The organism is Kitasatospora phosalacinea (assembly GCF_000716545.1).
GTDB lineage: Bacteria > Actinomycetota > Actinomycetes > Streptomycetales > Streptomycetaceae > Kitasatospora > Kitasatospora phosalacinea.
In genome coordinates this window covers 1-13,150 of sequence record NZ_JNWZ01000044.1, presented here as the reverse complement: position 1 = coordinate 13,150, position 13,150 = coordinate 1, and the positions used below count along the sequence as shown (strand labels likewise).

General features: G+C 77.4%; 12 protein-coding genes. 5 read left to right on the top strand and 7 right to left on the bottom strand.

Annotation, left to right across the window (positions count from 1 at the left end):
- Positions 1-64: 64 nt before the first annotated feature.
- The 3 genes from OO48_RS21680 to OO48_RS21670 form a co-directional block, all read right to left on the bottom strand.
- The gene (locus tag OO48_RS21680; RefSeq protein ID WP_033218825.1) at positions 65-1,777 is read right to left on the bottom strand and encodes a sensor histidine kinase; all 1,713 of its coding nucleotides are present in this window, start codon (positions 1,775-1,777) and stop codon (positions 65-67) included.
- A gap of 191 nt (positions 1,778-1,968) precedes the next feature.
- Positions 1,969-2,730: an ATP-grasp domain-containing protein gene (locus tag OO48_RS21675; RefSeq protein ID WP_245194745.1), complete on the bottom strand. Its 762-nt coding sequence runs from the start codon at positions 2,728-2,730 to the stop codon at positions 1,969-1,971.
- Complete coding sequence (locus OO48_RS21670) at positions 2,727-3,608, bottom strand: ATP-grasp domain-containing protein (RefSeq protein WP_033218823.1); 882 nt, start codon at positions 3,606-3,608, stop codon at positions 2,727-2,729. Before OO48_RS21670 ends, OO48_RS21675 begins: the two co-directional genes overlap by 4 nt.
- 221 nt (positions 3,609-3,829) lie before the next feature.
- On the opposite strand from OO48_RS21670, the gene OO48_RS21665 reads away from it, so the two are divergent.
- Together OO48_RS21665 and OO48_RS21660 are read left to right on the top strand one after the other, a co-directional pair.
- Positions 3,830-4,513: an AAA family ATPase gene (locus tag OO48_RS21665; RefSeq protein ID WP_033218821.1), complete on the top strand. Its 684-nt coding sequence runs from the start codon at positions 3,830-3,832 to the stop codon at positions 4,511-4,513.
- A 127-nt stretch (positions 4,514-4,640) separates the two neighbouring features.
- Positions 4,641-5,549, top strand: coding sequence for a hypothetical protein (locus OO48_RS21660; protein ID WP_033218820.1), 909 nt, complete (start codon positions 4,641-4,643; stop codon positions 5,547-5,549).
- 68 nt (positions 5,550-5,617) lie between these two features.
- On the opposite strand, the gene OO48_RS21655 is transcribed toward OO48_RS21660, so the two are convergent.
- The 3 genes from OO48_RS21655 to OO48_RS21645 all read right to left on the bottom strand — a co-directional run bounded on the left by OO48_RS21655 (position 5,618) and on the right by OO48_RS21645 (position 8,900).
- Positions 5,618-6,265, bottom strand: coding sequence for a response regulator (locus tag OO48_RS21655; protein WP_033218815.1), 648 nt, complete (start codon positions 6,263-6,265; stop codon positions 5,618-5,620).
- 34 nt (positions 6,266-6,299) lie between these two features.
- The gene (locus OO48_RS21650; protein ID WP_051732435.1) at positions 6,300-7,874 is read right to left on the bottom strand and encodes a sensor histidine kinase; all 1,575 of its coding nucleotides are present in this window, start codon (positions 7,872-7,874) and stop codon (positions 6,300-6,302) included.
- A gap of 177 nt (positions 7,875-8,051) precedes the next feature.
- Positions 8,052-8,900 carry an NAD(P)H-binding protein gene (locus OO48_RS21645; protein WP_033218813.1) on the bottom strand — a complete coding sequence of 283 codons (849 nt, stop codon included), beginning with the start codon at positions 8,898-8,900 and terminating at the stop codon, positions 8,052-8,054.
- A 115-nt stretch (positions 8,901-9,015) separates the two neighbouring features.
- Between OO48_RS21645 and OO48_RS21640 the strand changes: the two genes are divergently transcribed.
- The gene (locus OO48_RS21640) at positions 9,016-9,447 is read left to right on the top strand and encodes a MarR family winged helix-turn-helix transcriptional regulator (RefSeq protein WP_033218811.1); all 432 of its coding nucleotides are present in this window, start codon (positions 9,016-9,018) and stop codon (positions 9,445-9,447) included.
- Positions 9,448-9,459: 12 nt separating this feature from the next.
- Here the strand turns inward: OO48_RS21640 and OO48_RS21635 are convergent, their stop codons facing one another.
- On the bottom strand, positions 9,460-10,917 hold the full coding sequence (locus OO48_RS21635; protein WP_033218809.1) for an alpha/beta hydrolase family protein: 1,458 nt from the start codon (positions 10,915-10,917) through the stop codon (positions 9,460-9,462).
- A 292-nt stretch (positions 10,918-11,209) separates the two neighbouring features.
- On the opposite strand from OO48_RS21635, the gene OO48_RS21630 reads away from it, so the two are divergent.
- Together OO48_RS21630 and OO48_RS21625 are read left to right on the top strand one after the other, a co-directional pair.
- Positions 11,210-12,472 carry a sensor histidine kinase gene (locus OO48_RS21630; RefSeq protein ID WP_051732432.1) on the top strand — a complete coding sequence of 421 codons (1,263 nt, stop codon included), beginning with the start codon at positions 11,210-11,212 and terminating at the stop codon, positions 12,470-12,472.
- Positions 12,469-13,131, top strand: coding sequence for a response regulator (locus OO48_RS21625; RefSeq protein WP_033218807.1), 663 nt, complete (start codon positions 12,469-12,471; stop codon positions 13,129-13,131). Before OO48_RS21630 ends, OO48_RS21625 begins: the two co-directional genes overlap by 4 nt.
- The last annotated feature ends 19 nt before the right edge of the window (positions 13,132-13,150 follow it).

Genomic DNA, 13,150 nt, shown 5'->3' with positions numbered 1-13,150 from the left:
ACCGCCCCCGCCGTCCGGAACACCGGTTCGAATGCGGAGCGTAGCGGAACGGCCGGTCGGCGCGTCAGTGGCCGAGCGGGGCCGTCCAGTTGAGGACGGTGCCGCCGGCGGGCGGGGCGGTGACGGTGAGGGCGCCGCCGAGGGTGCGGGCGCGCTCCTCGAGGTTGCGCAGGCCGCTGCGGCGGCCCTGTGCGGGGATGCCGGTGCCGTCGTCCTGGACGGTGAGGGCGACCTGGCCGCCGGCCGCCTGGAGGGTGACCTCGACCCGGCCGGCCCGGGCGTGGCGGGCGGCGTTGCTGAGCGCCTCGCCGAGGACGGCGACCAGGTGGTCGGCGACGGCGGGCGGCACGTCGGTGTCGAGCAGTCCCTCCATGCTGAGGCGGGGCGCGAAGCCGAGGGCGGCCTGCGCCTCCTCGACCACGTGCACGGCGCGGGCCCGCAGGCCCTGTCCGGCCCCGGCCTCGCGGACCCGCAGCCCGAAGATCGTCGAGCGGATGATCTTGATGGTCTCGTCCAGGTCGCCGACGGCCCGCAGCACGCGGTCGGCGGCCCCGGGGTGGTCGATGAACCGGGAGGCGCTCTGCAGCGTCATGCCGGTCGCGAACAGCCGCTGGATGGCCAGGTCGTGCAGGTCGCGGGCGATCCGGTCGCGGTCCTCCAGCACGGCCAACTGCTCGGCGTCGCGCCGCCGTTCGGCCAGTTCCAAGGCCAGCGCGGCCTGGTCGGCGAAGCCCAGCAGCGGGTCGATCTCACGCTCGGTGAACTCGGCCTCGCCGCTGCCGCGCACCAGCAGCAGCACGCCCTCGGTGTGGCCCTCGGCCCGCCCCAGCGGCACCGCGACGGCCGGGCCCGTGCCCTCGAAGCGCGGCACGCCGACGGGGTGGCGCGGGTCCCCCGCCAGGTCGGGCGAGGTCACCGGGAAGCCCGCCGCGCAGGCCGCGCCGGAGAGGGTGCCCTCCAGCGGCACCTCCACCCCGACCCGCCCGTCGGCGTCGCCGCCGAGCGCCAGCTCGACCCGCAGCCCGGCCCCGTCGGGCAGCGCGGTCAGCACGTCGGCCAGCTCCGCGCCGGAGATGTCGCAGGCCCGCTGGGCGATCAGCTCCACCACCTGGGTGCGTGAACTGCCGGACAGCAGGCGGTGGTTGATCTCGGCGGTGGCGGTCAGCCAGCGCTGCCGGCGCTGCGCCTCCTCGTACAGCCGGGCGTTGTCGATGGCCACGCCCGCGGCGACCGCCAGGGTGGCGATCACCGATTCGTCGTCGTCGTCGAACCCGGCCGCGCCGCGCTTGCCGGTCAAGTAGATGTTGCCGAACACCTCGTCGCGCACCCGCACCGGCAGACCCAGGAAGGTCCGCATCTCGGGGTGGTGGGCGGGGCAGCCGGTGGACGCCGGGTGCTCCTCGAGGTTCTCCAGGCGCAGCGGCCGCGGGTGCCGGATGAGCTCGCCGAGCAGGCCCTTGCCGGTGGGGTAGGGGCCGATCCGGGCGATCTCCTCCTCGTCCAGGCCGACGGTGAGGAACTGGGAGAGCGTGTCGCCGTCCGGGCCGATGATGCCGAGCGCCGCGTACCTGGCGTCGGCGAGGAAGGCCGCGGCCTCCACGATCCGGCGCAGCACCTGGGTCAGCTCCAGCTCCCGGCCGACCGACAGCACGGCCTCCAGCAGGCTGTGCACCCGGTCCCGGGTGCCCCGGGCCACGTCGATCCGGGCCTGCAACTCGGCCAGCAGCTCGTCCAGCCTCAGCCGCGGAAGCCGCGACCGCGGTTCCCCCTCGCGCACCGCGCTCCTCCTCGTCCGTGGCTCCGGCGCCGATTCTCGCAGACGCCCGGGGGGCGGGTGGACCCACGGGGTGCGCGTGCGGTAGGCGCGGCCCGCACCGGGAAGCAGCAGGTCACGGCGGACGGCAGCGGGCAGCGGGCAGCGGCGGACGGGAGCGGACGCGGACGGTGGCGCTCAGCGGCCTGCGGTGCTCAGCGGCCTGCGGTGCGCAGCACGAGCGCGGCGAGCGCCTCGGGGGCGCCCGGCTGGTGGCGGACGCCGGGGAAGGCGTTGACGTCGACGGCGACCGGGCCGTCCGGGCCCGGCAGCAGGTCGACGCCGTACACCTGGAGGCCGAAGGCCGGGCCGGCGGCGAGGGCGAGGGCGCGCTCCCGGTCGTCGGGCGTCCAGGGGCGGCGTTCGGGGGCGCCCGGCACCAGCTCGGAGCGGCGCCGTTCGGCGAAGACCTCCCCGCCGACCACCCACACCTTGCGGTCCCAGCCGTCACCGTCCACCGGCCGCTGGGTGAGCACCGGTTCGCCGGGCCACCGCCCGGCGAGCTCCCGCCACCGCTCGGGGGTGTCGGCGCGGGCCACCAGGTCCTCCTTGCGGCTGCGCAGGCTCTTCACCACCACCGGCCCGTGCCAGGGGAGTTCGCCGAGGACGCCGCGCCCCGCGGTGGGCGCGAACGGCAGCCCGGCGGCCCGGGCGGTGCGCTCCATCCAGTCCCGGTCCTGGCAACGGGCGGTGGCGGCGGCGGAGTTGAGCACCGGCACGCCCGCCTCCTCGTACCGCTCGGCCCGGCGCAGCGACCGCGCGTCGCGCGCCTTGAGCAGCACCACGTCCGCAGGCTCGTCCTGACGGACCGTCAGATGTCCGTCCCGCTCCAGGAGTCGGCGCGCCCCGGCGAGCAGCGGGTGGTCCGGTTCGCGGGCGACGAGGGCGAGCCGCAGCGGTGGCCGGTCCGCCGTCACCTGGCGGCCCGGGCGTCGGGCAGCGCGGCGTCGGTGAGCAGCGGGGCCGCGCCGGGGGTGGGCCAGGAGGAGCCGGTGCGGGCCAGCCGGACCACCGCGTCGGCCACCCGCTCGACGGCGCGCGGCACTTGGCGGAAGCTCGGGAAGTCGTTGATGTCGACGACCACCGGGCCGTCCGGTCCGAGCAGCACGTCCAGGCCGTACAGGTCGAGGCCGAACACCTCGCCGACCTGCGCGGCCAGCGCGGCGACCTCGCGCGGCAGCGGGACGGGCCGCTCCACGGCGGGGTGGTGCGGGTGCAGCGGCGAGGTGCGCCGGGTGGCGAAGAACTCGCCGCCCGCGCAGTACACCTTCAGGTCGCAGCCGTCGTTGGGCACGTACGGCTGGGCGATCAGCAGGCCGCCGTCCGCGGGCGCGGTCAACCCGGCGAGCTGCTCGGGCCGTTCGACCAGGTGGACGGCGCGCCCCGAGGACCCGTCGGCGGGCTTGACCACCAGCGGGTAGCGGCGGGCCGCGATCGCGGCGAACGCGGCCGGGTCGGCGGCGGCCCACGTCCGCGGCATCGGCAGGCCGTGCAGCGCGGCGACCACCGCGGCCTGCGCCTTGTCGCGGACCGGACGGATCGCCCGGGCGTCGTTGACGGTGGTCAGGCCCGCCGCGGCGGCGGACTCCAGCAGGCCCAGGCCCGGGCCGCCGGAGACGGTCTTCAGCACCCACGCGTCGTGCTTGCCGCCGCGCACCAGCTTCGCGAGGTCGAGCAGGTCGGCGCCGGGCCGCAGCACGTCCACCCGGTGGCCGGTGGCCCGCAGGTGCTCCACCACCGCCAGCGGCATCCCGTCGTTGCGGTAGTGCTCCTCGACCAGGAAGCAGAACCTCATGTGCCCCCACCCCTACTTTCCCACTGTTGCCGCCCCCGTCGGTCTCCCCCGGGGCGAATGCATCCGACCACCCTGCCATGGATCATCCGCCGCATTTCACCCAGGGTGTCCGGGAACGGATACAGCCGGGTCACAGCTGCACCGCCGCAGGCCTGGAACCGACTCCCCCGGGCATGACGTTCACATGACGCCCCCTTGGCACACTCTTTGAGGAGGACCGTGTGCACCCGCAGCTGCGCCCGCACGCCCGGCACGACCTGACCGACCGTCCCGCCCCGGCCCGGCTGGCCTACCCGGCGGACGACGTGCTGGTGGTCTCCGGCCTGCCCGGCAGCGGCAAGAGCACCCTGATGCGGCGCTGCGCCCGCGCCGCGGTGATCGACTCCCAGCACACCCGGGCCCGCTTCGCCCGCGCCCTGCCCGGCCTCCCGTACGCGCTCTACCGGCCGCTGGTCCGGCTCGCCCACTACCGGCGGCTGCGCGCGGCGGTCCGGGCCGGCGGCCCCCTGGTCGTCCACGACTGCGGCACCCTGCCGTGGGTGCGCCGCGCCCTGGCCCGCACCACCGCCCGCCAGGGCCGCCGGCTGCACCTGCTCCTGCTGGACGCCGACCCCGCCCAGGCCGCCGACGGCCAGCGCCGCCGCGGCCGCCGCGTCTCCCGCTACGCCTTCGCGCGCCACCGCCGCGCCTGGACCGCCCTGCGCGCCCTGGCCACCACCGACGGCCCGCTGCCCCCCGGCCTGGCGTCCGCCGTCCTGCTCCCCCGCGAGTCCGCCGCCCGCCTCACCGCGATCGAGTTCACCACCTCCGAACTCCCCGCCCCGCACCTCCTCCCCCTCCCGGCACCTCTCCCGGCACCCCTCCCGTCCTCCCGCCGCGAACCCCTGCCCGTCACCGCCAACTGACCGCCCGGAGGCGGCACCGCCCGCCCGCGCGGGCGCGGGCGCGGCCCCGCGCAACGGGTTGCGGCGAACGGCTGAGCCGCCCCGCGCGTCGCCGGTCGGCGAGGTCCGGCGTGGCTAGTCTCCGGGCATGGGCACCCCCGAACGCACTCCGGAGCACGCCGTCCCGTCCGCGCCCGTGTCCGCTCCGCCGTCCTCCCGGCCGCTGCGCGGCCCGCAGGCCCGGCGGATCGCCGACCGGTTGTCGGTGCGGTTCCGCGTCCCGTTCGAGCCGCAGTACGAGCCGGTCGGGCACCGGTGGACGCTGCGCTGGTACGACGGGCCGACGGTGGACGCGGTGCGGTGCGCGCTGGAACGGCTGGTCCCGGACGGGGCGGCCGCCGCGTTCGCGGTGCGGCGGGACTTCACCACCCGGGCACTGGCGCTGGCCGCGATCCGGGAGACCAGGGCCGGCGCGATGCACCGCTCGGTGGGCAGCTGGGGGCAGCGCTACCACCTGGAGCAACTGCTCGCCGGGCAGGAGCACCCGGACCGGCCGGACGACCCGCGCGAAGCGGCCATGCTGGAGCGGCTGTTGGCGGCGGCGACGACCGAATCGGTGCGCGGCCCGGCGACCCCGGACCTGTCCCGGGCGTTCGACCTGGTGGCGCGGGACGGGGTGGCCTGGCTGCTGCCCGAGCACCGCCTCGCCGGCCCCGGCGACCGGGACGCGGCGGCGCTCTCCCCGCTGGAGTACCTGACGGCCCGTTACGCCACCGACGTGCACCGCACCGCGTGGGAGACCGCGCTGGCCGTGCTGCCGCTGCGCACCGCCGTCCTCGCCGCCCACCGGGACCAGCGGCCCGACCCGGAGGCCGCCCGCGCGGCCCTCACCCTGCTGCCCGCGCTGCGCGCCCAACTCTCGGCGGAGATCGACGCGATCGGCGAACGCCTGGCCGCCGCGGCCGACGCCGACCCGGCCGACACCGACGCCGACGCCGATCCGATTGACGCCGATCCGATTGACGCCGACACCGTCACCATCACCGCGACCGTCTGAGCCCCCTCTTCGGAACAGGGCCGGGATTCTCGCCAACTCCCTTTCTAGCAAAGGTTGATGACGCGCCGTCAGAGTTCCGCGTCGCGAGCCAGCAGAGCGGCCTGGACCCGGTTGTCGCAGTCCAGTTTGGCGAGGATCCGGCTGACGTAGGTCTTCACCGTCGCCTCGCTCATGTGCAGCCGGGCGCCGGTGTCCGCGTTCGACAGGCCCTCCCCCAGCAGGTCGACCACGGCGCGTTCGCGTGCGGTGAGCACGGCCAGCCGCCGCCTGGCCTGTTCGCCGCGCGCGACGGCCGGGCCGTCGGCCAGGCTGTCGACGATGTGCCGGGTGGCGGCCGGGGAGAGGAAGGCGTGGCCGGTGGCGGCGGCCCGGACGGCCTGGATGAGTTCGCCGGGGGCGGTGTCCTTGAGCAGGAAGCCGGCGCCGCCGGAGGTGACCGCCCGGAGCACGTTCTCGCGTTCGCCGAAGGTGGTGAGCACGATGGCCCGGGTGCCGGGCGCGGCCCGGGGCAGTTCGGCGAGCGCGCTGAGGCCGTCCATGACGGGCATCCGGATGTCCAGCAGCAGGACGTCCGCGGCGAGTTCAGCGGCCAGCCGGAGGGCCTGGGCGCCGTCGGCGGCCTCGCCGACCACCTCGATGTCCTCGGCGGAGGTGAGGATCATCCGGATCCCGGCCCGGATCAGCGGCTCGTCGTCGGCCACCAGCACGCGGATCACCGCACGCCCCCTCTTCTTCTCTTCCCGGGTACGGCTACACCCTGCCATGGAAGTGCTGTTTCTCCACCAGCAGGCCGTCCTTGAAGCAGAACCGCAGCACGTCCTGGCCGTCCACCCCGCTGCCGCGGTCGCTGGCGAACCAGCGGCAGTGCGCGCCCTCCGGCACCGGCGGGCCGATCTTGCGGAAGTCGCCGGTCAGGAAGTCGCTGCCGACCGGCAGCCGTTCGTTGACCGACTCCTCGCTCTGGCCGACCTCGATCGAGTCGTACAGCTTCATCGCCACGGTGGCGTCCCGCAGCGAGCTGACGAACACGATGGCGCCGACCACGGCGACCGCGGCCACCACGCCGAGCACCCCGAGCGCGCCGAACGCGCAGCCCACCGCGGGGCTGCGGCGCTTGCCCGACTCCTCCGGGTCGCCCGCCGGCAGGGCGAGTTCCTCGTCGTCGGGGACGGCGGCTCGGGCCCCCTCGGGGGTGTACGGCAGCACCCCGGCCAGTCGGAAGCCGCCGTCGGGCCGCGGTCCGCTGTGCACCATCCCGCCCAGCAGCCGGGCCCGTTCGCGCAGCCCGGTCAGGCCCTGGCCGCCGGAGACCGCCGCCGCGCCGTCCCCGCCGGGGCCGTTGGCCACCTCCACCACCAGGGCGTCGGGTTCGTACCGGACGGTCAGCGTGATCGGCGCGCCGGGGGCGTGCTTGTGCGCGTTGGTCAGGCCCTCCTGGGCGATCCGGTACGCGGCGTGGCCGGTGGCGGCGGCCAGCGGGCGGGGGGTGCCCTGGTGGCGCAGTTCGATCCGGGCGCCGGGCGCGCCGGAGGTCTCGGCGAGGCGGTCGATGGCGTCGACGCCGCCGGGGGCGGTCGCGGTGTCCTCGCGCAGCAGGCCGACCACCTCGCGCAGTTCGCGCATCGCGCCGGTGGCGGCCTGGCGCAGCACGGCGACGGCCTCGCGCTGCCGCTCGCCGAGGGTGCGGTCGACCTCCAGGGCGCCGGTGTGCACGGCGATCAGGGCGAGTTGGTGGCCGAGGCTGTCGTGCATGTCCTGGGCGATCCGGTGGCGTTCGCGCAGCCGGGCCTGGTGGGCGATCATCACGCGTTCGCGCAGCAGTTGCGCGTTGCGTTCGCGCAGGCTGTCGAGCAGGGCGACGCGCTGCGCCCGGTAGCGCCCGATGACGGCGGGCAGCACGCCGGCCAGCAGGTAGCCGGCGACGCACAGGCCGAGCAGGACGGGCAGCGGGAAGTGGTCGCGCCGGTTCTGCAGGAGGCCGACGCCGACGATGCCCAGGAAGCCGAGCGCCAGCACCGCCGGGGCCCGCCAGGGCCGGTTCAGCCGGCGGCCCGCCGAGTACCCGGCGGTGACCAGCACCGGCAGGAACCCGGCCGGCCCGCCCACCCCGGCGGCCGACACCACCAGCACCGGCCCGGGCAGCCCGCGCCGCAGCACGTACAGCACCGCGCTGCCGCCCACCACCAGCCCCGAGGGCCACCCGCCGCTGTCCCCGGCCTGGATCAGCGCCGCCAGCGCGCACACCAGCAGCCCGCCCAGCACCTCGCCGACGACCGTCCACCACCGCCAGGGCCCCGGGAACAGCCGCCCCCACCACGTCCGCATCACGGCCCCGACCCTAGCCACCCCGCGCCCCGCCCCGCTGCCCCCGAAAGTCGACACCGCGCACCGACGTTCGTCGTCGTGCGGCCCGCCCGGCACCGGCGACGGGACCGTCCGGGTGCCGTGCCCCGGCACCCGGACCGACGCCCCGACCCGGCCGCGCCGGGCGACCGCGCCGTCCTACCGGAAGGCGTCCGCGTGGCGGGCGCACCAGGCGGCGAAGGTGCGCGGGGGGCGGCCGAGGAGGCGGGGCACGGTGTCGGTGCGAAGGCCGGTGGTGTCGGCGCGGAGGAGGGCGAAGGCTTCGGTGATCGCCTCGGCGAGGGCGGCGGGGGCTCCGGCGGGGAAGCGGGCCCGGACGGCCTCCTCCGGGGTGGCGGTGGGGCGGACCTCGATCGGGCGGCCGGTCGCGGCGGCGAGCAGGGCGACCTGTTCGGCGACGGTGAGCGCCTCGCCGCCGGTGAGGGTGTAGTGGCGGCCCAGGTGGCCGTCCTCGGTGAGGACGAGGGCGGCGACGTCGGCGATGTCGGCGGGGTCGATCGGGGCGAGGCGGCCGGGGCCGACCGGGTCGAGGACGTAGCCGCCGGCGCGGACGGTGTCGGCCCATTCGAGGGCGTTGGTCATGAAGCCGCCGGGCCGCAGGACGGTGTACGGGGTGCCGCCGGCCCGGACGGTCTCCTCGCGGGCGTGGTGCCAGCGGCCCATCGCGGGCATCGGGTCGCCGAGCACGTTCGCGGAGGAGAGGTGCACCAGGTGGCGCACCCCGGCGGCCCGGGCGGCGGCGACGGCGTGGGCGGTGTGTTCGGTGCCGAGGCCCGGGGTGAGCAGGAAGAGCCGTTCGACGCCCTCGAAGGCCGGTGCCAGGGTGGCGGGTTCGCCCAGGTCGCCGACGGCGCGTTCGATCCGGTCGGGCAGGGCGGCGGCCCGGGCCGGGTCGCGCACCAGGACGCGGACGCGGGCGCCCTTCTCGTCCAGCGCCCGGACCAGTTCGCGGCCGACGTTCCCCGTCGCGCCGGTGAGAAGTATCATCGTTCCCCCTGAAGACATTAGCCGTCTATCGACTTCCGGCAGGAACGCTAGCCGGGAAATGATTAGCCGTCAATCGACCTGTCCCGCCCGCCTACCACCCACCGGAGGCCCCGCCATGCCCGAATTCCTGGACCTGCACGGCCGGACGTCGAAGGCGCTGCGGGCCGCCGCCGACGCGGGCATGCGCCGGCACGGCCTGCACCTCGGCCAGAACCTGCTGCTCGCCGCCCTGTGGGAGCGGGACGGCCGCACCCCCGGCGAGATCGCCGCCGCCCTCGACGTCACCACCCCCACCGTCGTCAAGATGGCCACCCGGATGGCCACCGCGGGCCTGCTCACCCGCGCCCGCGACGAGCGCGACCAGCGCCTGGTGCGCCTGTGGCTCACCGACGCCGGCCGCGCCCTGCGCGAACCGGTGGAGGCCGAGCGCCGGCTGCTGGAGGAGCGGGTCACCGCCGGGCTCACCCCCGACGAGCGCCGCCGCCTGCTGAGCGCCCTCGCCGAGGTCCACCGGGCGACCGCGGCCCTGCTCGCCGAACAGGTCTGAACCGACGGCCGGTCAGCCCCCGTCCGGCCGGTGGGTGGTGACGGTGAGGCTGCCGTGGGCCGCCAGGGCGCCGGCCGGGTCGCCGGGGGCGGAGCGCAGGGTGGCGTCCAGGAAGGCGAGGGTGGCCGCGGCGACCAGTCGCGGGGCCCCGGCGCGGCCCAGGGAGCCGGTCAGCGAGGGGACCGGCGGCAGGTACAGGGGCGCGTCGGTGAAGCTGAGGTGGGCCGCGCCGGGGACGGTGAGCCGGTAGGACGTCGCGGTGCCGGCGGCGAGCGCCTCGGTGAGGCGGGGCAGGTAGCGCGGGTCGGTGTCCGGGGTGACGGCCTGGGTGAGCGCCAGCACCGGCTGGTGCAGGTCGGGGGCGGCGGGGCCGTGCGGGTAGCCGTCCAGGTCGATGACGGCGGTGATCCGGGCGTCCTGCCGGGCCGCCTGGAGCGCGGCGGCGCCGCCCATCGAGTGCCCGGCCGCCGCGACCCGGCCGGTGTCCAGGCGCCCGGCCAGCGGGTCGGTGCCGTCCCGGTCCAGGCCCTCCAGCCGGGTGAGGGCGAACCGCAGGTCGGCGGCCCGGATCGCCGTCCAGTCGGCGGCCAGCCGCTCGTCCGCGTCCCGGTCGCCGGTGGAGGCGGTCGCGGCCCGGACCGTCCGCCCGTCGTCGAGGACCACGGCGGCGCTGTCGTACGGGTGGTCCAGGGCCGCCACCAGGTAGCCGCGGCTCGCCAACTCCTCGGCCCAGGCGGTGTTCTGGGTGCGCGCCCCGCCCGATCCGGGCGAGAACAGCACCACCGGGAAACGCCCGCCCCCGTCCGCCACCGGCGCGTCGGCCACCGCGCGGGTGCGGGCCCGGGCCGCGTCGTCGAACAGGAACCCGGGCAGGCCGGCCCCGTCCGCGAGCGCCCCGGCGACGGTGCGCGCCTCCCGCTCGGTGCGCCCCAGGTACGGGGCCCGCGGCGCGCCCGCCGGGGTCCGCCCCGCCGGGTACCAGAGCTGGACGACGACGGTGCGCCGGTCGTCCGGATCGGCGGTGAAGGTCTCCGGGCGGTCCGGGTCGGTCCACTGCACCACCCGGGTGCCGACCGCGAACGGCCCCGACGGCGCGGGGAACACCGGCACCGGGAACGCCCAGGCGGCCACCGGCCCGGCCGCGACCAGCCCGAGGCAGGCCGCCGTCCCCGGCAGCGCCAGCCACCACGGCGCCCGCCGCGACCGCCGCTCCCGCCGCAGCAGCGGCACGAGGGCGAACGGCAGCGCCAGGGCGGCACCCGCCAGCACCGGCAGCAACTGCCAGCGGACGCCCACCACCCCCAGCACCGCCGCGGACAGCACGGACACCGCCCCCGCCGCCACGGTCACCCCCGGCCGGGCGGCGGCGGGCAGCCAGCGCGCCGCCACCAGGGCGAGGGCGGCCAGTACGGCGAGGAACTCCGGAGGGGACATCGACAGCCCCGTGATGGTCTCGGTCACCCGGCCCATCCTCGGAGCGCGCCCCCCTCCGCCGCATCGGCCCCCGGTCGCCTCCCCGGACCGCCCCCGGTCGCAACCCCGGCCGCCCGGCGGGCCGCCGCGTTGCGCCCCCGGGAGGTACCCGGCCTCCTCCTGCGGTCGTACCCCGGCCCGGCCCGCTCCGACGACGGGCGCATGCGCCGCGCCGCCCCCGCCGCCTACCGTGGCAGCACCGGGGCGGGCCGGAGACCGCGGCGCGCACCGCCACCCGCCGCGGCAGCACCACGGCGGGGACCGCCGTGACGACCGACAGGAACAGCCGATGACCGAGGCGGCCGCCCGGCCCGACACCCGCCCACCGCACCGGTTCTTCCAGCAACTCCCGCCCGCCGCACGGGAAGTGCTGCCACCGGTACTGCTCCTGCTCCCGCTGCTGGCGCACGCCGCGGCCACCTGGCCGCCCGCGCGGCTCCCGGCGGCCGCGGTGCTCACCGCCGCCCTGGTGCTGCCCCTGGCGTGGCGGCGCCGGGCCCCGCGCGCGGTGTTCGGCGCGGTCGCGGCGGCGGCCGGCGTCCAGTGGCTGGTGGACGTCCAACTGCCCGCGGACGCCGCCCTGCTGGTGGCCCTGTACGCGGTGGCCGGGTACGCCGGGCGGCGGGACGCGCTGATCGCCGGCGCCGTCGCGGAGGCCGGGGCGCTGCTGGCCTGCCTGCGCTGGGCGGCGCCGGGCGCGTTCCTCGCCCCCTTCATCGCGCTGAGCGCGACCGTCCTCGCCGCCGCCACCCTGGGGGTGAACGCCCGGACCGCCCGGGCCCACCTCGTGCTGGCCGAGCAGCGGCAGGAGCAGCGGGCCCGGCTGGCCGTCGCCGAGGAGCGGGCCAGGATCGCCCGGGAGGTGCACGACATCGTCAGCCACAGCCTGTCCGTCATGGTGGCGCTCACCGACGCCGCCGTCCACGCGCAGCACCGGGCGCCGGAGAAGGCCACCACCGCGATGCTCCGGGCCGCCGAGACCGGCCGGCAGGCGCTCACCGACATGCGGCGCTCGCTCGGCCTGCTGCGCGCCGGGGCCGCCGGCGACCAGGACGGGCCCGACGCCCCTGACGGCCGCTCCGGCCCGGACGGCCCGGACGGCCCGGACGGCCCGGACGACGCTGACGCGCCGCGCCACCCGCTGCCCGGCGTCGCCGAACTGGCCGCGCTGGCCGAGCGGATGCGCGCCGCCGGGCTGCCGACCCGGATCGAGGTCGCCGGCGACCACGCCCACCTGCCCGCCACCGTCCAGCTGACCGTCCACCGCCTGGTGCAGGAGGCCCTGACCAACACCTTCAAGCACGCCCCCGCCGGCACCCGCGCCGAGGTCCGGATCCGCTGCTCGGCGACGGCCGTCACCGTGGACGCCACCGACGACGGTCCCGGCCCGCCCCCGCCCGCCGCCCCCGCCGGTCGGGGCCTCACCGGCATGCGCGAACGCGCGGCCGCCCACGGGGGCACCCTGCGGGCCGGACCGCAGCCGGGCGGCGGCTGGGCGGTGCACGCCCGCCTCCCGCTCGACGACCACGGCGCCCGGGCGGTGTCCGCATGACGATCCGGGTCCTGGTCGTCGACGACGAGGCGCTGCTCCGGATGGCCTTCGGCACCGTCCTGGAGGCCCAGCCCGACCTGACCCCGGTCGGCGAGGCCGCGGACGGCGACCAAGCGGTGCGCCTCGCCCTGGAGTTGCAGCCCGACGTGGTCCTGATGGACGTCCGGATGCCCGGCACGGACGGGATCGAGGCGACCCGGCAGATCACCCGGCTGTGCCCGCGCAGCCGGGTACTGATCCTCACCACCTTCGACCTGGACGAGTACGCCTTCGCCGGGCTGGCCGCCGGCGCCTCGGGCTTCCTGCTGAAGAACACCCGGCCCGAGGAGCTGCTCACCGCCATCCGCGACGTGGCGGCGGGCGACGCCGTGCTCTCCCCCCGGATCACCCGCCGCCTGCTGGAGGACTTCCGGCCCCGGCTCCCCGACCACCGCGACACCGCCCGCCGCGAACGGCTGGCCCGGCTCAGCGCCCGCGAACGCGAGGTCCTCGTCGAGGTCGGCCGCGGCCGCTCCAACGCCGAGATCGCGGCCGCCCTGCACCTCGCCGAGGCGACCGTCAAGTCCCACCTGGGCCGGATCCTGCCGAAGCTCGACCTCCGCGACCGCGTCCAGGCCGTGGTCTTCGCCCACACCTGCCACCTCGTCCCCCCGGAGTGACCCCCCGCACCCCCAACTC